Below are 20,365 nucleotides of genomic sequence, written 5' to 3' on the forward strand. Positions count from 1 at the left end.
CGAGTACTGGACGTCCTCGGGTGCCTCGACAACGCGGCGAGGTGCGGTGCCGGGCGGCGCGGGTCAGGCAAGATCCGGAAGAGACGGCCTAGGCGCAGCCTCTGACAGGGTGGACGCCGTGACGGCAGCCGGGCACTCGCCACGGTTGCCCGTGGGGCGTCATCGCGGTGGATCGGACCGGCCGTGGGCGAGCGCCGCCGGCCCCGCGTGGCGCGGGGGCCCCGGCGGGGCAGGGCGTACTCGGCTGGGCCGTCGGCAGCACCGAGCCGGCCCGCGTTCGGACCACGAGGCCAGGGACCCGGAGACGTCCAGCCGGCGCCGCCTGACACCGGCTGGACGCACTCGATCGGAACCATCGCCGACGAACGGGGGCGGTCGTTCACGATCGGAAGGACCTCACCGGGGGACGACCTCCCAGTTCATCTGACGCGTCGAGGCGTTGCCGTCGCAGTCGGTCGCGGTGAACGTGACCTTGAAGCTGCCCGACTGACCGGGCCTTCCGGTGACCACGCCGGTGGACGCATCCAGGGTCAGCCCCGGAGGCAGCCCCGTGGCGGTGAACACGACGCGTTGACGCTGCGGGTCGGGTGCCCGCAGCCGTACCAGGATCTCCGCACCGACCGTGTCGCTCTGGTAGTTGACCCACTTCAGCGACGGGGCCTGGGGCGCCTGGGGCACCGGGTCGCTGCCGTCCACGCCGACCGCCAGCCATGCCGCGGCCACGGACTTGGACGCGGCGCTGTTCGCTCCGTACAAGTCGGCCGCGGCGCGCAAGGTCGCGGCGCGGGCGCCGGAGAAGTTGGAGTTGGGCACCAGGTATCGGGTCAGCGCGCGATACCAGATCTTCCCGGCCTTGTCGTTGCCGATCCCCGAGACCGCCGGCGCTCCACCACAGGTCGGGCTGTCTCCCCACTGCGACTTCCCGCTGCCCACGGCCAACTGGTAGAAGAACTTGTTGCTGATCCCCCCGATCCGGTGATTGGGTTCCTCCCCGTCACCGACGCCCGGCGACCAGCAACCCTTGGACGTGCCGTCCTTGGTGGGATCGTCCATGTAGCGCAAGGGTTTGCCGTTCACGCCCTCGCCGATGGTGTAGTCCGGCCGGTCCTTGCCGTTGTTCGCCGAGAACTCCACGAGGGTGCCGAAGATGTCGCTGGTGGACTCGTTGAGGCCCCCGGCCTCGCCGTGCAGATCCAGGCCCGCGGTCATGCCGGTGATGCCGTGCGTCATCTCGTGCGCCACGACGTCCGTGGTGTTCCACGCGGCATCCCCGCCCACTGCCGGGCCCAGGCTCATGCAGCCGCAGTCCGGGTCGTACTGGGCCAAGAACTCGCCGTCGGGCGGGCCCACGTCGGTGAACACCCGGGGCCCCACCCCGTCGTCGTGAATACCACGCCTCCCGTGCTGCTTCAGGAAGTAGTCCCAGGTCCGCGCGGCCGCGAAATAGGCGTCCACATCGGCGGTCTGTCGGTCGGTCCTGCTCCCGTCGCCCCAGACGTTGTCCGTGTCCGAGGACGGTCTGCCATGGTCCCAGCCGCGGAAGTAGTCGTTGGCCAGGTTGCGCACCTGGAGGCCACCGCGCCCGGGATCCACCAACACGAAGTCACCGTCGGCGTTCCGGCTCGTACTGATCTCCACGTCACCGTGGTGATGGCCGTGCCCGAGGCCGGCGCGCGGACCGTCCGCCCGCGCCACCCCGCTCATGCCCAGGGCAGTCACCACTGCCGCCAACGCGATTGCTCTGATTGTTTTCCTCACGCGGGTAGGACGCGCGAAGCCGGATGAGGTTGCCGCCACGTCTCACGCGGATTCGATCGCCGGAGTATTGCCCATCGGCCCCGGTGTCGTCGGCTGCCGCGGGCGGTCCCGCTCCGGCCGCTCACCGCGCTCGGCCACGGCCCGCTCACCGCGCTCGGCCACGGCCCGCTCACCGCGCTCGGCCACGGCCCGCTCACCGCGCTCGGCCACGGCCCGCTCGGAGCGGGTGGGCCCGTCGGCGAGCATCGAAATTCCGTGCGGCGTGGTCACGCCATCAGACACAATGCCCGCGATGACCTCCGCTGCCGGCGACCTGCTCGCCGTTCTCGAGACCCTGCCCCACTCCGCCCGCCTGCGGACCACCGCGGTCACCGCCCACCGGCTGGCCGCCCGAGGTGAACTACGGCCCCTGCTCGCCGGTCTGGACGCGCTCGGTCCGTACGAGCGCCGCCTCGCCGCGCTGGCGGCACTGACCGGCGAAGACCCGGGGTACTTGGCGGACCGGCTCGGTGACCTCGACCCGGTGGTCCGCCGGTACGCGCTGCGCGGCGCCCGGAGGCTGCCCGTACCGGACGCCGCCGTCGAGGCCGCGTACGACGACGCGCCCGCCGTGGTCCGCGCCGACCTCGCACGACTGCTGCGCGACGGGCGGCGGCCCGAACTCGCCGAGCGACTGGTGCCGCGGGTGCGCACCGAGTACGGCGACCGGGACGCGGCCCGCCTGCTGCCCGGCTGTTCGACGGAGTTCACCGCGCGCCTGCTGCCCGAACTCGCCGGGGCGCTCGCGTTCGAGGACTGGAGCACGCTGACCACCCGCCACCCCGTCGCCGTCCTCGATCACGCGGAACGGGAACTCGGCGACCTCTCCGAGTGGCTGCGCGACAGCTGGTGGACCCGGCACGCGCCCGCGCTCGCCGCCGCCCTGACCGCCGCGCCGGAGCGAGTGCTGGACCTGCTGGAGCGGTACGGCCCCGACAACCTGCCCGGTCCGTTGCACGACCGGCTGGGCGACCTCGTCGCGGTGGACGCCGAGCGCGTCGTGTGTCGGCTCGTCGCCGCCGACCGGGCGGCCGCGCGAAGGGAACGCACAGCCGGTCGGGCGGTCATGAGGCAGTTGGTGGCCGCGGACCCGCCGTCCCTGCCGAAGCTGGGGGCCCGTTGGTTCCACCGCAACGCCTTCGGCGTTCTGCTGCGGTCGGTGCCACCGGCGCGCCGACCCGCGTTCGTGGATGCCGTCGTCGCAGCGGGCGAAACCTCCCCGAACGTCCGCGCGCACGAGGGGGTGCTCGGCCTGCTGCCGCCCGCCGAGCGCTACACACGGGTCCGGGCCGCGCTCGAAGGACTCCGCGCCGAACGCGATTCGAGCTGGGAGATCCGGGGCCACCTCGCCCTGCTGCCGCCCGCCGAGGCCCGCCCCGAACTCCTGGCCGCACTGCGCACGGGTGACGCCGAGGAGCGCGGGACGCTCTGGGACCGGCTGGTCGTCAACGCCGGCCACACCCGTGAGCCGGAGCAGGTCGCGGAGATCCTCGCGCTGGCCGCGGGTCGGCTGTCCAACGAGCGCGACCACGTCCGCTGGGAGGCCCTGTCCGCCCTGACCGCCCTGCCGACACCCCTGATCGTGGCGGCCCTCGGGGTCGACGCGCCCACCGGGGGCGGCACGGGCGCCGACTCGCTGGAACGGCTGTGCCTGGACGCGCTGCGGGCACGGGACTGCTCGCCCGGTACCCGGGACGAGATCCGGACCCTGGCCGTGAACCTGCTCGCCGCCGGCGGTGCCGCACCGGGGACCGCCGTACGCCTCGTGGAGGCACTGACCGCACACACCGGCACGGTGGAACTCGGAAGTCCGGGCACCGAGCCGAGCGGCAGCGGGATCCTCGCCGTCCTGGACGCCCTCGGCCCGTGGCTGGACCGGGCCGGCGTCCGCGGGGACTTCGCACCCCTGCTCGCGCTGATCACGTCCTGGGGACGCCGCGCCCACCGGATCCCGGAACTCCGGGACCGCCTCGAACAGGCCCTGCGCATCTGCCCGGACGAGCACTTCGGCGAGCTCGCCGCGGCCTGGCTGGCCCCACCCGAGACCCGCGGCGACCGCGTGGCCGAACTACTGGCGCGAGAGCCCTCCGCGGTCTTCCTCCCGCCCGTCCTCGCCGTCCTCGCCGCGGAGCGCACCGACCTGCTGGATCTCGCGCTGTCCGACATCCCGCACCCCGGCGGCCGGTTCCCCGCGGCCGGAACTCCCCGCCCACTGCCCCCGTTCCGACACGCCGACCGGTGGCTGCCCCGGCAGCAGCAGGTCGCGGTCCGGCTCGCCGAGACCGCCCTCGCCGATCCCGACCGGGGTCTCGACGAACGCGCGGCACTGCTCCGCGCCGTGGCCCCCGTACCGGAGCACGGGCGGGTCCTGCTCCAGCGGTACGCCGTCCCCGCAGGACATGCCGAGCCCGCCCTGACGGCAGCCGCCCTGGACGCGACCGCCCACACGGACGACCCGGCCTCGGCCCTCGGCGCCATGCTCGAACACGCCGGCGACGACCGGGCCGGGGCCGCCTGGTCCGCGGCCGGCCGGGCCGCCGCCCATGCCCGACCCACCCGGATCGCCGCCCTGCTCCGTGACGTCCTGACCCGCGAGAGCGGGGTGAAGGTCACCGTCCGCAAGGGGGCCGCCCGACTCGCCGCCCTCCACCTGCCCCCCGGGGCCGCCGTCGAGCTGCTGTCCGCCGTGGGCCGTGCCCCGGGCGTCCATCCGGACGTCCACGCCACCGTCGTCGGCCTGGCCGCGACGCTGCTGCCGGCCGAGGAAATGTGGGCGCTGCTGGAGTCGGCGGCCACGGACGGTTCGGACTCGGCCAGGCGGGCGCTCCTGGACCTGAACCCGGCGGATCTGGCCCCCGCCCACCGGCGGCGGTACGGGGAGATCATCGCCGGACTGCCCTTCGTGGTCGAGGAACATCCGGTGAGTCAGGCGCTGTTCGGCCTTCGGGACTGGGCGCGGTACACGCCCGCGGCCGGTACGAGGCTGGCGGACGTCTACACCGACCTCGCCTCGCCACCGGGTCTCTCGGGGGTGGGTCGGGCGCTGACCGAACTGGCCCAGTCCGAACTGCCCCACCCGATCGGTGGTGTGGAGCCCGGCAGTCTGTTGCGCGGTGTCGTGGACCGGCTCCTCGTGCTGATCGCGGCCGGGGAGCCGGAGGGCGGCGGGCGCGATGGGGATCTACCGGCACGCCGTCGCCTGGAGTCCCTCGTCGACTGGTCGATCAGGGACCGCCGGACGTGCGCGGTCCTGGCCCGGTGCCTGGCGGTCGAACCGGCGGCCACCGCCGCCCGCACCGCTCTTCTCGTGCGGGCGATCGACCTGGAGTCACCCGAACCGGAACTGCTGCTCTCACTGGCCGAGTTGACCTCTGTGGTCGAGGGCCGCCCCGTTCTCGCGGTCCGGGTCGCCAAGGAGCTGGAGGACGGACATCGATACGGCGGTCCGCTCGCCGATCCCGCCGCCGCGCTCGCCGCGGTGCGTGTCCTGAGCGGCCGGGGTGGTCTGGTGGAAGGCCTCCTCGCCCTGGGTCTCGCCAGGGCCCTCGGCATCCGGCAGAACTGGCCCGACGCTTGCCGTGCGGCCATCGTCGAACTGCGCCGCCACCCGGAGCGGGAGGTCGGGGAGGCGGCGTACGCCACGGTCCTGGGCGGCGGGAGCTGAGACCACGATCGCGGACGCGTGGGGGAGGCCTCAGTCGACGTAGGCGAAGGGGAGCGCGTTGGTGAGCCGCCCGCAGGGGGTCGCCGCGTAGACGGACACGGTTGCCGCCGCGGGCCACTCGGGGGCGACGGCGATGAGGGCGGTGTCACTGAGCGCCACCACGTCCGTGGCTTCCCGGCCGGTGAAGCAGCCGTCGGGTGTCACGGCGCCGAACAGCACCCGGGTGTAGGGCGTGAGGGCGGCGCCGACAAGGGTGACCTGTGTCCCGCCGGCTCGGGGGCCGGTGTCCGGCCGGAGTGCGACGAGCTGCCCCTGCGCGGTCCCGTTCGGGGAGCCGGGGCGAACGGGGAGCGTGCCGGGCGCGCAGTGCGGGGACCCGGCGGCCTCGGCGCGCGGGGCGGACTGGACCAGCGGCACGGTACACAGGGACAGCGCGGCGAACAGCAGCGCGATGCGGCGGTGGGCGGGAGCCATGACGGAGCCTTCCGGTGGATGAGAGGGGGCCGAGGAGCCCGAGCCCGTTCCCATGATGCGGAGGTCATACCGCGTGAATCCAGAACAAACAGCTGATGTCGGGGTGATTCGGATCGGCCACGTCACGTCGCGGCCGTGAGGTCGTGGTCGTGACGTCACCGCGCCCTGTCACGGCCCTGACGTCGTCGTCGCGAGGCCCTCTCTTGACAGCCTGGATCTCTACGCGCATTCTTTCACTACTTCCTTAGTGAAAGGGTGGTGGCTCGCGTGGTCGACTACCGCATCGACCGGCGTAGTGGTGTCGCCACCTATCTCCAGATCGTGCAGCAGACCAAACAGGCCCTCCGCCTGGGCCTGTTGGAGCCCGGAGATCGGCTGCCCACCGCCCGTCAGGTGGTCGAAGCCCTCGCCATCAACCCCAACACCGTGCTCAAGGCCTACCGGGAACTCGAACGTGAGGGCCTGGTGGAGGGTCGCCGGGGGCTGGGCACTTTCGTACGTCGGACACTGGGCGACGGCGGGGCCGCCGACGGCGCACTGCGCACCGAGCTGGGCCAGTGGCTGGAGCGGGCCCGGCGGGCGGGACTGGAGCGGGACGACATCACCGCACTGTTCACCTCCGTACTCGACGGCGCCGACGGCCAACCGAACGACGGCCAACCGAACGACGGCGAACCCAACCGGCGCGAACCGAATGACAGCCACAACCACAACCACAGCCACAACCACAGTGAAACGAACCAGGGGGACGAGAAATGACGGCAGCCATCGAAGCGCACGGCCTCGGACGGAGGTTCCGCGGAAGCGGCGGCTGGGCGCTGCGGGACTGCTCCTTACGACTCCCCACCGGCCGCATCTGCGCCCTGGTCGGCCCCAACGGGGCCGGCAAGTCCACCCTCCTGTCCCTGGCCGCGGGCGTCCTGAGGCCCACCGAGGGCACCATCCGGACCCCGGCCCGCGAGGAGATCGCGTACGTCGCCCAGGACAAGCCCCTCTACCCTCAGCTGACGATCGCCGAGACCCTGCGCATGGGCGCGCACCTCAATCCCGGCCGTTGGGACGCGGACGCCGCGGGCGCGGTGGTGGAGGCCGGCGGCCTGGACCCGGCCCGGCGTGTCCGCGCTCTGTCCGGGGGCCAGCGTTCCCGGGTCGCCCTGGCCCTGGCCCTCGGCAAGCGCCCCTCCCTGTTGCTCCTGGACGAACCCCTGTCCGACGTGGACCCGCTCGCCCGCCGCGAACTGATGGGCACCCTCCTGGCAGCGGCCGGCGAGCACGGCACAACCGTCGTGATGGCGTCGCACATCCTCTCCGAGCTGGAGGACGCCTGTGATCACCTGTTCCTGATCGATGGCGGACGCGTCCGACTCGGCGGCTCGGTCGACGACCTCCTGGACGCCCACACCCTGGTGACCGGCCCGGTCGGCGACCTGAACCCGCACACCGTGGTCACCACGCGAACCACCGGGCGCCAACTCACCGCCCTGATCAGGCCGCAAGGACCGGTCGGCACCGCAACCGACGGCTGGCAGGCCGTCGCGCCCACCCTGGAGGAACTGCTGCTCGCCCATCTGCGCGCCCCGGAGGCACCGCTCCTGCTCACCTCGTCCGTGGAGGTGGCGGTATGACCCTCCTCGACCTGCGAGGCTCCGTCCGGATCACCGCCGCCCTGCACCGCCGTGTGCTCTGGGTCGCCCTGGCAGTGGTGCTGCTCGCCTCCATCGCCCTTCCCGCAGGCCGCTGGTACGTCCACTCACTGGCCGAGGACCTCGCCGCGACCGGCTGCGAGGTGGAGAACACGGTGCCCGGCTGCGGCATCCAAGTCCGCGGTTTCCTCTCCCGCAGCCTGTACGTCAACAAGATGTTCCTCTTCGTCGCGATTGCCGTGAACGCGCTGCCCCTGCTCCTCGGCGCGTTCGTCGCGGGCCCCCTGATCGGGCGCGAGTTCGAATCCGGAACCTTCCGATTCCAGTGGACCCAGTCGGTCAGTCCCGCCCGCTGGCTCGCCGCCAGGATGGCGGCGCCGATCGCGGCCGTCCTCCTCGTCCTGTCCGCCTTCGTCACGCTCAAGGCTTCGATCTGGCGCGACACGTTGGACACGTGGTACCCGATCCAGTGGTACGACATTCCCGTCTACGGGGCGATCGGCCCGGTGGCGGTGGGCTACGCGCTCCTCGGCATCGCCGTCGGTGCCTTGGCCGGGCTGCTGATCGGGCGCACGCTGCCCGCGATGGCCGCGGCCGCGGTTGTCGTCGGAGCCGTGATGGCGGCCCTCGTCGCGCTGCGTCCATGGTTCTGGCCTGCGGCCTACGGGCCCCCGCACGACGGGTTCAACTGGGTCCTCTCCGGCCAACTCGACAGTCCTCGGCTCCGTTTCCACCCCGAGTCGCACTTCTGGCCGCTGCAACTGGTCGAGACCGGAATCCTGTTGACGCTCGCGGCCGTCGCGACGCTCGCGGCCTTCATGTTCCTGCGCCGACGGCACGGCTGACGGGCCCAAGGGGCATCATCGGCGGGGAACGGCGAAGGCCGTTCCCTCGCAAGGCAGTTCGAGCAGTGGCGGGCGGTCGTGTCAGCCGTCCCGCACTTCTGCCGACTTGGTTGGATGCCTCCATGAGTCCAGTGCACTGGTTGTTCGGCGACCAACTCGGCCCGCACTTCACCGCCACCGCCGCCGGCGGGACGCCGAGGAACACCCGGTGGCTGCTGATCGAATCCAGGGCGGTCTTCCGCCGGCGCCGGTTCCACCGGGCCAAGGCCCATCTGGTCCTCAGTGCCATGCGCCACCGGGCGGCCGAGCTGGGCGGGAGCGCACAGTACGTCGAGGCGCAGACCTATCGCGAAGGCCTGGCACGGGCCGTGGGCGACGCACCGGTCTCCGTGCACCACCCCACCTCCCGCGCCGCACTCGCCCTGGTGGACTCGTTGCCGCAGGTCACGGTCCACCCCGCCCGCGGGTTCCTCGTCGGACACCGGGAGTTCGGCGAGTGGGCCGCACGGCAGAAGGGGCGGCTGCTGCAGGAGAACCTCTACGAACACACCCGGCGCACCCACGACCTCCTCATGGACGGCGACCGGCCGGCGGGCGGCCGGTGGAACCTGGACCACGAGAACCGCGAGCGTCCACCTCGCGGCGAGACCACCCTGGGGGCACCGGCACCGTACCGTCCCCGCGAGGACGAGATCGACGAAGGAGTCCGACGGGACCTGGACCGCTGGGAACGCGAGGGGGACGTCACCTTCGTGGGCCGCGACGGCCCGCGGCTCTTTCCCGCGAGCCGCCGCGAGGCACTGGCCGCACTCGACCACTTCGTCACGCACCGCCTCGCCGGCTTCGGCGCGCACGAGGACGCCATGCTGGCCGCCGACCCCGTGATGAGCCACAGCCTGCTGTCCTCCTCCCTCAACCTCGGGCTCCTCGATCCGTGGGAGTGTGTGAGCCGGGCCGAGGACGCGTGGCGGGCCGGGCATGTCCCGCTCAACAGCGCGGAGGGGTTCGTCCGGCAGGTCTGCGGCTGGCGCGAGTACGTGTGGAACCTGTACTGGCACCTCGGCGAGGACTACCGCCACCGGAACGAACTGCGCCACACCGCGCCGCTCCCCACCTGGTTCACCGAGCTGGACGCGGACGCGCTCGGGGCCCGCTGCCTGTCCACCGTGCTGGCACAGGTCCGGGACACGGGGTGGACGCACCACATCCCCCGACTGATGGTCCTCGGCAGCCACGCCCTGCAACAGGGCTGGGACCCGGCCGAGGTGACGGACTGGTTCCACCGGTGCTTCGTCGACGGCCACGACTGGGTGATGCTGCCCAACGTGGTGGGCATGTCGCAATACGCCGACGGCGGGCTGATGACCACCAAGCCCTACACCTCGGGCGGCGCCTACATCCACCGGATGAGCGACCTGTGCGGGGGCTGCCGGTACCGACCCGCGGACCGTACCGGAGACCGTGCCTGCCCGTACACCGTCGGCTACTGGTCCTTCCTGAACCGGCACCGCGCACGGTTGGAGGGCAACCCGCGCATGGCGCAGGCCGTGCGCGGGCTGGACCGGCTGGGCGACGTGGCGCAGGTCATCCGGGCGCACCGCGACGCGGGGGACACCCCGCCCTGAGGAAGCCCCCGGGTGTGTCCCACCGGAGCACCGGGCCGCCTACAGTGGAATGTCAGGAAGGTCGTCCCGGTGCACGTCGCCAGGTCTTTCCCTCCTCCCCACAGCCCTCACGGGGCCGACCGCGAAGATCCCGCAGGAGACGTACATGGGCGCCCCACCGCACGCGGGCCGACCGGACGAACACGCGGACGAACACGCGGACGACGCGGACGCCCTGTTCGCCCTGGAGGACATCGACACCGGGCAGGAGAGGCGCCGTCCGGCGGACGCCGGCCCGCTGTTCCGTGACTCCCCGGCCGCGCGCCGACTGCTGTCCGTACGGGCCGTCCACGCCGAGCCCGCTGCCGCCGCCTCCCCGCGCGGCAGGCAGATCCTCGCCCGCTTCCCCGACGCCGAGGTCGTTCCCGTCGCCTCGCACTGGGGGATCCCGGAGCTCCACGGCAACGCGGGGAACGTCGACCGCTGGGTCCGGATCAAGAGCGAGACCCTGGTCCTGGGGGAGAAGAAGACGCTCACCACTCGGCCCAACGGCCGCTCCGCGGACTGGATCGCCCCCGGCCCGGCCAACGGCTGCGCCATGGCCTGTGCGTACTGCTACGTCCCGCGTCGCAAGGGCTACGCCAACCCGATCACCGTCTTCACCAACATCGAGCGCATCATCGCCCACCTCTCCCGGCACATGGCGCGCCTCGGCCCCAAGACCGAGGCCAACCAGTGCGACCCGACCGCCTGGGTCTACGACATCGGTGAGAACAGCGACTGCTCCGTCGACGCGCTGATCAGCGACAACGTCGCCGACCTGATCCGAGCCTTCGCGCGCCGGCCCGCCGCCAAGGCCTCCTTCGCCACCAAGTTCGTCAACCCGGATCTTCTCCTGCTGGACCCGCGCGGCCGTACCCGGGTGCGGTTCTCCGTCATGCCGCAGGAGGACTCCAAACTGCTCGACATCCGCACCAGCCCGGTGGGGGACCGGATCGCCGCGGCCGGGGACTTCCTCGAAGCGGGATACGAGGTCCACTTCAACCTCTCGCCCGTCGTCCTGCGCCCGGACTGGGAGCGGGACTGGTCCCTCCTGCTGCGGCACATGGACGACGTCCTGCCCCGTGCGGTGAAGGACCAGGCGGCCGCGGAGGTGATCATGCTGACGCACAACAAGGACCTGCACGAACTCAACCTCGGCTGGCACCCGCGCGCCGAGGAGGCCCTGTGGCGGCCGGACCTCCAGCAGCCCAAGCGCTCCCAGAACGGCAGCCTGAACGTCCGTTACCGGGGCGGCGTCAAGGCCGAGGCCGTCGAGACCATGCGCACGCTCGTCGCCGCCCACGCTCCATGGCTGAGGATCCGGTACGCCTTCTGAAAGGGGCACGTCGTCCGCCGGGCGGCGACCGGAGAAGCGGGCGGCTCGGGTCAGCTCTCCCCGTGCTCCTGGTGGGCGGCAGGGCCGCCGTTCTTTCCTCGGAGCGCGGCTTCGACGGCGTCGGCGAGGTGGGTGACGCGGTCATGAGTGTGCAGACCCCGTGTGACGTAGGCGAGTGCGTAGCCGTGAATGGGGGAGTACCAGGCGCAGCTACCGCCTATACCACCCATGCCCAGGTCGCCGTTGTCGTCGATCCGGAAGCCGAGCGACCAGCGGACGGTGTCGCGCAGGAAGCCGTCAGTGCCGGAGGCGGCGGTCTTGAAGACTTCGGACCGGAGTTCCCCGCCCAGGGCCCGTGCGATGTGGCCGTCGGATCGGCTGAGGTCGTCGTAGAGGCTCGCGAGCGAGGCGGCGTCGGTGATGAGACCGACGGCGCCGAAGCGAGCCCGGTGCCAGGACGGGCTGCGCAGGGTGTCGGGGTCGAGGAGGCCGGCGGGGCGCAGTAGGGCGGCGCGACCGAGTTCGTGTGCGAGGTAGGGGTCCGTCCATGCGGTTCCCAGGGGCTCGGATTCGGCGACCAGCGGGAGTTCGTGGGGGTGGACGCCGAATCTGAGGCGTGCGCCGAGCACGCCGGACAGGGCTTCCGTGTACGCGCGGACCGAGGGGGCGCCGACCGCGGCGAGGAGTCCGTCGACGAGGTGGCCGTAGGTGGAGGCGTGTTCGGCGATGACCTCGCCCGGCACGGTCAACGGTTCCATGGCTTCGAGGTCGTGCACGAGCGCGGCGTGATCCCGGGGGTCGAGCCCGGCGGCGACGGGGGAGAACGTGTGCTTGCCGGACCGGTGGCTGAGGATCATGCGCAGGGTCGTGGGATGTGCCGGTGTGTCGCGGTAGGCGGGCCAGTACGCGCAGACGGGCTCGTCGATGCCGAGGTAGCCGTCGGCGACGGCCTGCAGGGCGGCGAGCGCCACCAGCGGTTTCCCGGTGGAAAAGACCTGGACGAGGGTGTCGGCGCTCCAGGGAACCTCGTGCGCGATGTCGGCGCTGCCGCCGTGCACAACGAGAACGGGAGCCCCGTCGCGCCAGATCGCCAGCGAGCCGCCGGGCTCGCGTCGCGAGTCGACGAGCTCCTGAAAGAGCGAGATGACCGACTCCCAGTCCCCGCTGGAGTGTTGGATGCGAACAGTTGCCGACATCGCGTGCCTTTCAACGGTGATCGGAGATCAATGATCGGTGAAACGGATGAAGGGGAGGGCGGCTCTGAGCGGAGCCGCGAGACCCCGCCGAATGGCTGGTCGCCGAACTTCGGCCCTTCGGCGGGCTGGAGGAGCTCCGTCGCGAGGCGATTCGCTGGTGCGGCATACCGAGAACAGCTTCAACTCCTTCACGGATGGGGGCCGGCGACCCCGCCACGGACTTCGGGGGTCCGGGGCGGTCACGTGCCCGTGACGGGGAACAGGTTCTCGGTGCCGGTGAGTTCCAGCAACTGGAGGATCTGCGGGGAAGGGGCGCGCAGGCTGATGCGCCGGCCGCGCGGCACGTCGTGAAGGGGTTGTCACCGTGCTTCGCGCAGCCTGAGAAGGTACAGCGCGGTCAGCGCCACGGCACGGTCCTCGTCGTCCGACAGTTCCACCAGGGCGCGTGACGCCCTGCTCCCGGGGATGTCCGCCAACGCCTGGGTCAGCCGTCCGCGTGCGGGCGCGCTCATGGTGTCGACGGCGAGGCGCTCGACGAGCCCGGCCGCGATCTGATCCGCCGTCGCGGTGTCGCTCGCCAACACGCTCAGAGCGTCGGCCGCATCGGTGTCGTTCCTTCCCTCCACGACCATGTCGATGAGCGTCGGGGCCGCATCGACCACCCCACGTGCCCCGAGTGCCAGAGCCGCATGGCCACGGACCACCACATCGTCGTGAAGGAGAGCCCGCCGCAGGTGCGCGGTGGCCTCACCGCCGGGAAACGCGGCCAGGGATTGGGCGGCGCGTTCCCGCACCGCCGCCACCGGCGAACCGAGGCCCTCCGCCAGCAACGCCGGCCCGGCGTCGCCCGATCGCGCCAGCGCCCATCGAAGGGCGCCGGCGACGTGTGGATCCGCCTCGCGCAGGACCGCCTCGACCAGGGCCTCCACCGGAGGTGAAACCTCGTTGGCCGAGGACAGGGCCGCGCGTTGGCGCGCGCCGGCGCTCTTCGATCCCAGTGCCTGGAGGAGCGCGACGACCTGGAGGACGTCCTCCCAGCCGGTGGGATCCGCATCATCGATCCGGCGCAGCCGCGTGAGCAGCTCGGTCTCGGCCGCGATGCGCTCGCGCGACTGAGCGATGAGGTCGCGGACGAGCACCGAGGGAGTGAAGCCGGGATCGTCGAGAGCGTGCCCGATCTCACGCAACGACATCCCGAGCGACCGCAGGCTCTCGATGTGGAAGATCCGCCGGACGTCCTCCCCGGAGTACTCCCTGTACCCGGAGCCCGTACGACCCGAAGGACGCACCAGACCGAGCGACTCGTAATGCCGGAGCATGCGGGCACTGACCCCGGACCGCCGCGCCACCTCACCGATCAACACGCCCTATCGTCCCTCCCGGCCGGACCCGCCGAGGGCCACGACGCGTTTCGCCTCCTCGATCGCGAACTCGAACCCGGTGTCCGGGTCGCGCCGAAACCGTTGGGTGGCGAGCGCGTGCACGCGCACGCGCGGGTCGGGGGCCGTCGTCGCGGAAAGCAGAGCCGGCGCGGTGGCTTCACCCAGCGCGACCAGTGCCCGGCTGAGGCTCAACTGCGTCTCCCGCTCACCGCGGCCGAGTTGGGTCGCCAGCATCGCGGCCAAGGCGGGCTCCTCGCCTTCCGGGACGAGCACGACCGCGGTTCGCCAGGCGCTCCGCGCCACTTCGTCGTCGGCGTCGGTCAACAGCGCCCGCGTGATCGCCGGCCACGCCCCCCGATCCCCGATCTTGGACAGCGTGTGCAGCGCCTGGCTCCGCGCCTGCGCCCGCCCCGAGCGCACTTCGCGCACCAGCCCGGGCATCGTCACGGCCACGGGGTGGCGGGTGAGTGCCCAGGTCAACATGTCGCGGACGAAGAAGTCGGGCTCGATCGCGCATCGCTCGATGAGCTTGTCGACGAAGCGCGGGTCGGGCGCCGTGCCGACCGCCAGAGCAGCCCGCAATCGTACGGACGAACGCTCGTCGTCCAGCCCCTGAAGCGCTCGTTTCGCATCCGTGTCCCGCTTCGTGATCGTCATGGTGACCACCTCCTTGGCCAACAGTGAAGGCCTTGTCACCGTGTCAAGGTCAAGCGGGACCCGCGCGCGGAGGGGATCGCTCGCACCGGCCGCCGGGAGGCCGCGCTGAAAGGGTGTCCGAGGCTCGGCGTTCCGCACACGGGGCGGCCGAAGACCGCCGGCGCGCTCGCCGCACGCAGCCTTCCCCGCCTCTTGGCGCGCAGAACGCGGCCGCCCGGCTCCGCCTTGAGATCTGCCGTGCGGGCGAGGCCGGACGTCCGGCCGCGTGTCCCCGAGGGCTCGTGTGACGCCACTCACAAGACTGCTCGACGTCCGGTGTAGACCGGATGCGGTGCGGCGGGCGTATTCCCGGTGGGAGGGATACGTGGACGCGGGAGTGATTGCGGGAGTGATTCTTGACGGTCGAGGAGTTCGAACAGTTCTACGCGGAGGCGGCGGCACGGCTGACAGGACAGCTGTACGTGATGCTCGGCGACCACCACGAGGCGCAGGACGTGGTGCAGGAAGCGTTCGTGAAGGGGTGGGGCCGGCGCGGACAGTTGGACCGTGAGGGGCGTCCCGAAGCCTGGATCCGTACCGTCGCGTGGCGGCTCGCGGTGAGCCGTTGGCGCGGCCGGCGGCGCACCGCCGACGCCTGGGAGCGCACCGCCCCCGCCGGGCACGTGGACGGTCCGGGACCCGAGGCGGTGGCCCTTGTGCAGGCGCTGCGGCACCTGCCGACGAAACAGCGCCGGACGATGGTCCTGCACTACGTGTGCGACCTGACGGTCGAGCAGATCGCCGCCGAGACGTCCCTGTCCGCCAGCACGGTCAAGACCCACTTGACCCGGGGCCGCGCCACCCTCTCCCGCCATCTGCAGGACCCCCGCATTGAGGAGGCTCCCGATGCCTGATTCCAACGATCCACTGCGGTCGCTGTTCCAGGAAGCGGCCTCCGCCGGACAAGAGGGGACCGCCCTCGCCCCCGTCTCGGTCATCACCCGGCGCGGGGAGCGGGCCCGGCGACGCCGGATCGCCGGACTCGCCGTCGCGGCCTGTCTCGTCTTCGCCGGTTCGGGCGCCGCCGTGGCCGGGCTGCTGCCCGACGCGGGACGCGGGAACCTGCCGGCGACCACCCCGTCGCCCCTGCCGTCCCCCTCGTCGGCGCCGCCCCCGTCCTCGACACCCGGCTCGTCGGCGCCGCCCCCGTCCTCGACACCCACCTCCCAACCGAGTTCGTCGACCACCTCGTTCCCGATGTCGAACCCTCCGCCCACCGCCCGCACCACCGGGCCCGCGCTGCCCAACGCGACCTCGCCCCCTCCGACCGGGGGATCGACGGTGGCGCCCTCCTCGACCGCCCCGCGATGACCCCGGCCCCGCCCACCCCGGCCCCGCCCACTCCGTCCCACCCGCCCCGATAGCCCGATGACCCGGCACCCCACCGGCCGCGCACCCTCGGCCGGTGGTCCGGCGCGCCCTCAGCCGATTCAGGAGTACCCGTATGTCCGTTTCCACCCCGCCGCGACCGGTCACCGTCCACGCACCCCCCTTCCGCGCCGAACCGCGGCCGAAGCCCCGCCGGCCGCGGTTCGGCCCCGCCGACCGCGAGGTGCTGTCGCTCTACGTCCTCACCCGCATCGGGATCTGGATCACCTCCGGAGCCGTGAGTTGGCTGTTCCCCGACGACGACAAGTCCCGGCGGGCCCCCTCACTGCTTTCCCCCTGGCAGCAGTGGGACTGGTGGCACTACCTCCACATAGCCCAGGACGGCTACTTCCCGGACGGCGCCGGCCCGTGGACGGCCGGCTGGGACAACCGCGAGGCCTTCTTCCCCGGGTTCCCCCTCACCCTGCGCGCCGTCCACGTGATCGTCCCCCATTGGGCCGCGGCCGGAGCGCTGATCTCCCTCGTCGCGGGAGGCGTCGCCGTCCTCGCGCTCGCACGGATCGCCCGCCGCCAACTGCGCGACCTGGAAGGCGGCCGGCGTGCGGCGGTGTTCTTCCTCCTCTCGCCCTGCGCGGTGTTCCTCGCGGCCGGCTACACGGAGTCCCTGTTCCTGGCGCTGGCCCTGCCCGCGTGGCTCGCGGCGCAGCGCGGGAACTGGCCGGCGGCCGCGACCTTGACCTGTCTGGCCTGCTCGGTACGGGTCACCGGCCTCTTCCTGGCCGCCGCGCTCGTGCTCCACTTCGTGCTGACCGCCCGGGACCGCGCCGCATGGCGCTCGGCTCCCTGGCTGGCCCTGCCCGCCCTCACTCCGGTGCTCTACGGCTGGTTCCTGTCGGCCCGTACCGGCGACTGGATGGCGTGGAAGCACGCGCAGGAACGCGGCTGGTACCGGGACTTCCACGCGCCCTGGGAAGCCTGGTCGAACACCTGGGAGGCCGCGTTCCACCACACGCAGCCCACCGGGTACGCGCTGATGTGGCAGGCGGAACTGCTGGCGTTCCTGGCCGGTGTCGTCCTGCTGGTTCTGCTGGTCCGCCGCCGGCGACTGCCCGAGGCGCTCTACATCGCCCTCACCCTGTGGGCGCTGGGCACCTCGTACTGGTACACCTCGATCCCGCGCTCCACGCTGCTGTGGTGGCCGCTGTGGATCGCCCTGGCCGGGTGGAGCCTTCGACGGCCGCGGGTGCAGGCGGTGTACCTGTATGCGGTGGCCCCGGTCGGCGTGGTGGTGGCCATCACCTTCCTGACGGGTCGCTGGGCCGGCTGACCCCGGCACTCGGATCCCGGACCGCCCCCGCAGGGCGCGTCACGAGAGCGGTCCGCGGCCGTGCAGGCAGACCGGTGACCGGTGACCGGTGCGCGCGTGCCCCCAAGCGCCCGGCCCTGCCCTGCGTGGATCGGCGGTTCCCTGCGTGGTTCGGCTACGGAAGGATCGAATCCACGTAGCCGCCGTCCACGCGCAGCGCCCCGCCGGTGGTCGCCGAGGCGAAGGGGGAGCTCAGGTAGACCACCATGTTCGCGATCTCCTCGGGCTCGATCAGGCGCTGGAGCAGCGATTGGGGGCGGTGCGTGCGCATGAACTCTCGCTGTGCCTCGTCCCAGGGCAGATCGCGGTCCACCAACTCGTAGACGAAGTCCTCCACTCCACCCGTGTGCGTCGGGCCCGCCATCACGGAGTTGACCGTCACCCCCGTTCCGGCGGCCTCCTTGGCGAAGCCCCGCGAGACGGCGAGGAGGGCCGTCTTGGACATCCCGTAGTGGATCATCTCGGCGGGAGTCGCCACCGCCGAGTCGCTGGCGATGTTCTGGATCCGTCCCCACGACCGCTCGATCATGCCCGGCAGGTAGTGCCGGATCATCCGGATCGCCGTCAGGACGTTCACGTCGAAGTAGCGGCGCCACTCGTCGTCCGGGATCTCCAGGGCCGGCAGTGAGCCGAAGATCCCGAGGTTGTTCACCAGGACATCGACCCGCGGGACCGCGTCGAACACCGCCTGCGCGCCCTCGTCCGTCGAGATGTCACCAGGCGCCGCGATCAGCGTGCCGCGTTCCGCGCTCATGCGCCGCATCGACTCGTCGACGGACTTCTCGGTGCGGCCGTTGACGGCCACCCGCGCACCGGCCTGTGCGAGGCCGGACGCGATCGCCGCGCCGATGCCCTGGGTGGATCCGGTGACCAGTGCCGTCTTCCCGGAGAGATCGATGAGCACGGGGGATACCTGCCTGTCTGCCGCTCGGCGGCTGTGTCCGTCCATCCTCCGGGTCGTCCGCCGGTACCCGGTCGTCGGTCCGAACCGGATGATGACCGCTGCTTCGACTTGAAGGCCCCGAATGAGAGGGAGGGAGGGCCTCGGCTCGGCTCTTCCCTCCCGCTGATTCGGTGTCAGGGTAAAGGGTGGCGAGCGACTTGCCCATCGACTGAAGGGGTGAGCATCAATTGTTCCGCCGTGGGGGCCGTGTCCTCCGCGTTGAGGTTTCGAAAGGTTTCCAGCAGGCCGGCCGGCTCGTCCGTTCCGCGCGGACGCCACGACTCCCGGGCAGAGGTCCGCTCACCCGGACGCCCCAAGTCGCCGACCCGGGGACCCCCGACCCCCGCCGTCTCCCGCCTTCTCCTTTCGAGAACCCCGATCCGCGACCGCACCGCACGGGAGGAGCGTGCCTGGCCGGACCCGGAAAACTGCTCCACAATTGACAGTTGCGGCCCGATCGCGGTCACCGCGCCAGATGATGGGCCCGACATGATCGGAGCTCGTACGGGAATGCGTTCCAGTCCACCGCCCGCGTGGCGGAGCGGACGGTGCCTGCGGGCTGCCGTGTTCACCCTGCTCAGCTCGGTTCTGGCCGTCGTGGCCCATCAGCCGGCCTCGGAAGGGTGGGTGCCCTGGCAGCGGATGGCGGCCGGGGCGACGGTCGTCCTCGCGGTCTCGTGGCTTGTGGTCCGCCGGCCCCGGCCTTGGTGGCAGGTGGTGGCGGCCACCGACGCCGCTCAACTGCTGCTGCATCAGGCGCTGTCGGCGCGACCGGCGGTACCCCACGCTCACCCCGAACCTCACGACGGTGTGACGGAGACGGCGCACGCGGCACATCACGGCGGGTGGGGGATGGCTACGGCCCATTGCGCGGCCGCGTGGGTGATTGCCTTGCTCATGTACCACGCGGACCAGGCGCTCAGCCGCCTGCCGGAGACGATGAACAGATGGGCCCACTCGGCTGTCGCGGCTGCCGCCGCGGCCTTCGGCCTCCACCGTCGACCATGGGTACGGCCCTGGCTGCGGACGGTACCCGCACCGCTCGTCGGCCTCGCCCTTCAGCCGACGGTGACGACGATGCTCTGTCACGCGCTGGTACGTCGCGGGCCTCCTGCCGGGTGTGCGGGAAACGTTCCCCCCATCCTGGCGGGCTGTGCACCTGCACGGTGAGGCCCGCTTCGCGCATCGAGAGGGCTCACCCATCGTGAACACATCAGACACCCGCGCTCAGCTCCGCAGACTGGGCCTCGCGACCATCGGCGCGTTGATCGTCGTGGGCGTGGCCGCCGGGCCGGCCGCCGCGCACGCCGAGGTCACGGCCTCCGACCCGCGTGCCCTCGCCGAGAACGTCACGTTGTCCTTCACCTCCGAAGCGGAGTCGGACACCGCGGGCATCGCGGAGTTGCGGGTCGTCCTCCCGAAGGGCATCAGCCCGGACGCCGTGACGCTGAAGGAAGCCCCCAAAGAGTGGAAGCTGACGGCCACTCCCGACGGGTACGCGATCGGCGGAGCGGCCCTGGCCAAGGGCACGGACGCCGAGTACAGCATCACGGTGCGCCAGCTGCCCGACGAGAAGTCCCTCGCGTTCAAAACACTGGAGACCTACGGCGACGGGAAGATCTCCCGTTGGATCGAGGTGCCCACCGACGGTGAGAAGGTCGACAACCCGGCCCCCCTGCTGGAGCTGAAGGCAGCGGCCCCCGGGGCCAAGCCGATCGCCCCCGGGCCGTCGGCCTCGCCGACTCCCAGCGCCGCCCCGTCTCTCAAGCCGTCACCGGAGGCTCCCCCCGCTCCCGTCGCGTCCGCGAGCGCGCAGGCGGCGAGCGAGGAGGACGCGGGCAGCAATGCCGGAGTCGTCATCGGCGGGATCGCCGCCGTCGCACTGCTCGCCGTTGTCGGCACCTTCTGGTGGTTGCGCCGCAGCCGAGCCTGACACGGGCCGCAGGGGTCGGCGCACGGCATGCGCCGTGCGCCGACCCCTGCGGCGAGTCGGTACGACCTGGGTACGGAGCCCGGCCGCGCAGTGCCCTCCCGGGTCGCCCTGAGCC

At 72.1% G+C, this 20,365-nt stretch carries 17 protein-coding genes; 10 read left to right on the forward strand and 7 right to left on the reverse strand.

Going from position 1 to position 20,365, the window contains the following annotated elements; genetic code table 11:
• Nucleotides 1-396 precede the first annotated feature (396 nt).
• Both ACFYW3_RS37255 and ACFYW3_RS37260 read right to left on the reverse strand, forming a co-directional pair.
• Complete coding sequence (locus ACFYW3_RS37255; RefSeq protein ID WP_389388784.1) at nucleotides 397-1,722, reverse strand: M4 family metallopeptidase; 1,326 nt, start codon at nucleotides 1,720-1,722, stop codon at nucleotides 397-399.
• A 78-nt stretch (nucleotides 1,723-1,800) separates the two neighbouring features.
• A complete protein-coding gene (locus ACFYW3_RS37260; protein ID WP_389388785.1) occupies nucleotides 1,801-2,028 on the reverse strand; it encodes a hypothetical protein in 228 nt (75 codons plus the stop codon).
• A gap of 22 nt (nucleotides 2,029-2,050) precedes the next feature.
• On the opposite strand from ACFYW3_RS37260, the gene ACFYW3_RS37265 reads away from it, so the two are divergent.
• On the forward strand, nucleotides 2,051-5,461 hold the full coding sequence (locus ACFYW3_RS37265; RefSeq protein WP_389388786.1) for a hypothetical protein: 3,411 nt from the start codon (nucleotides 2,051-2,053) through the stop codon (nucleotides 5,459-5,461).
• A 30-nt stretch (nucleotides 5,462-5,491) separates the two neighbouring features.
• Here the strand turns inward: ACFYW3_RS37265 and ACFYW3_RS37270 are convergent, their stop codons facing one another.
• On the reverse strand, nucleotides 5,492-5,935 hold the full coding sequence (locus ACFYW3_RS37270; RefSeq protein ID WP_389388787.1) for an IPT/TIG domain-containing protein: 444 nt from the start codon (nucleotides 5,933-5,935) through the stop codon (nucleotides 5,492-5,494).
• 267 nt (nucleotides 5,936-6,202) lie between these two features.
• Here ACFYW3_RS37270 and ACFYW3_RS37275 point away from each other — a divergent pair, with 267 nt between their 5' ends.
• The 5 genes from ACFYW3_RS37275 to ACFYW3_RS37295 all read left to right on the forward strand — a co-directional run bounded on the left by ACFYW3_RS37275 (nucleotide 6,203) and on the right by ACFYW3_RS37295 (nucleotide 11,405).
• Nucleotides 6,203-6,694: a GntR family transcriptional regulator gene (locus ACFYW3_RS37275; protein WP_351763092.1), complete on the forward strand. Its 492-nt coding sequence runs from the start codon at nucleotides 6,203-6,205 to the stop codon at nucleotides 6,692-6,694.
• On the forward strand, nucleotides 6,691-7,560 hold the full coding sequence (locus tag ACFYW3_RS37280) for an ABC transporter ATP-binding protein (RefSeq protein ID WP_389388788.1): 870 nt from the start codon (nucleotides 6,691-6,693) through the stop codon (nucleotides 7,558-7,560). Before ACFYW3_RS37275 ends, ACFYW3_RS37280 begins: the two co-directional genes overlap by 4 nt.
• A complete protein-coding gene (locus ACFYW3_RS37285) occupies nucleotides 7,557-8,423 on the forward strand; it encodes a hypothetical protein (RefSeq protein WP_389388789.1) in 867 nt (288 codons plus the stop codon). Before ACFYW3_RS37280 ends, ACFYW3_RS37285 begins: the two co-directional genes overlap by 4 nt.
• Nucleotides 8,424-8,545: 122 nt before the next feature.
• A complete protein-coding gene (locus tag ACFYW3_RS37290) occupies nucleotides 8,546-10,048 on the forward strand; it encodes a cryptochrome/photolyase family protein (RefSeq protein ID WP_351763084.1) in 1,503 nt (500 codons plus the stop codon).
• Between the two features lie 145 nt (nucleotides 10,049-10,193).
• Nucleotides 10,194-11,405, forward strand: coding sequence for a spore photoproduct lyase family protein (locus ACFYW3_RS37295; protein ID WP_351763082.1), 1,212 nt, complete (start codon nucleotides 10,194-10,196; stop codon nucleotides 11,403-11,405).
• A 50-nt stretch (nucleotides 11,406-11,455) separates the two neighbouring features.
• On the opposite strand, the gene ACFYW3_RS37300 is transcribed toward ACFYW3_RS37295, so the two are convergent.
• The 3 genes from ACFYW3_RS37300 to ACFYW3_RS37310 form a co-directional block, all read right to left on the reverse strand.
• The gene (locus ACFYW3_RS37300) at nucleotides 11,456-12,601 is read right to left on the reverse strand and encodes a serine hydrolase domain-containing protein (protein ID WP_389388790.1); all 1,146 of its coding nucleotides are present in this window, start codon (nucleotides 12,599-12,601) and stop codon (nucleotides 11,456-11,458) included.
• Nucleotides 12,602-12,960: 359 nt separating this feature from the next.
• Entirely contained in the window at nucleotides 12,961-13,965 is a 1,005-nt protein-coding gene (locus ACFYW3_RS37305) for a MerR family transcriptional regulator (protein ID WP_389388791.1), read from the reverse strand.
• Between the two features lie 3 nt (nucleotides 13,966-13,968).
• Complete coding sequence (locus ACFYW3_RS37310) at nucleotides 13,969-14,640, reverse strand: HEAT repeat domain-containing protein (protein WP_389388792.1); 672 nt, start codon at nucleotides 14,638-14,640, stop codon at nucleotides 13,969-13,971.
• Nucleotides 14,641-15,035: 395 nt separating this feature from the next.
• Between ACFYW3_RS37310 and ACFYW3_RS37315 the strand changes: the two genes are divergently transcribed.
• The 3 genes from ACFYW3_RS37315 (at nucleotide 15,036) to ACFYW3_RS37325 (ending at nucleotide 17,335) form a co-directional block, all read left to right on the forward strand.
• Nucleotides 15,036-15,533 (forward strand): SigE family RNA polymerase sigma factor, encoded by a 498-nt coding sequence (locus ACFYW3_RS37315; RefSeq protein WP_351763070.1) that lies wholly within the window; start codon nucleotides 15,036-15,038, stop codon nucleotides 15,531-15,533.
• Nucleotides 15,526-15,990, forward strand: a complete 465-nt coding sequence (locus ACFYW3_RS37320; RefSeq protein ID WP_389388793.1) for a hypothetical protein — start codon at nucleotides 15,526-15,528, stop codon at nucleotides 15,988-15,990. Before ACFYW3_RS37315 ends, ACFYW3_RS37320 begins: the two co-directional genes overlap by 8 nt.
• 133 nt (nucleotides 15,991-16,123) lie before the next feature.
• Nucleotides 16,124-17,335, forward strand: a complete 1,212-nt coding sequence (locus tag ACFYW3_RS37325; protein WP_389388794.1) for a mannosyltransferase family protein — start codon at nucleotides 16,124-16,126, stop codon at nucleotides 17,333-17,335.
• Between the two features lie 154 nt (nucleotides 17,336-17,489).
• Here ACFYW3_RS37325 and ACFYW3_RS37330 read toward each other — a convergent pair whose 3' ends face one another.
• Nucleotides 17,490-18,278 carry an SDR family NAD(P)-dependent oxidoreductase gene (locus ACFYW3_RS37330; RefSeq protein ID WP_389388795.1) on the reverse strand — a complete coding sequence of 263 codons (789 nt, stop codon included), beginning with the start codon at nucleotides 18,276-18,278 and terminating at the stop codon, nucleotides 17,490-17,492.
• A gap of 1,243 nt (nucleotides 18,279-19,521) precedes the next feature.
• Between ACFYW3_RS37330 and ACFYW3_RS37335 the strand changes: the two genes are divergently transcribed.
• Nucleotides 19,522-20,250, forward strand: a complete 729-nt coding sequence (locus tag ACFYW3_RS37335; protein ID WP_389388796.1) for a DUF1775 domain-containing protein — start codon at nucleotides 19,522-19,524, stop codon at nucleotides 20,248-20,250.
• The last annotated feature ends 115 nt before the right edge of the window (nucleotides 20,251-20,365 follow it).

Source organism: Streptomyces sp. NPDC002602 (assembly GCF_042889445.1).
Classification (GTDB): Bacteria; Actinomycetota; Actinomycetes; order Streptomycetales; family Streptomycetaceae; genus Streptomyces.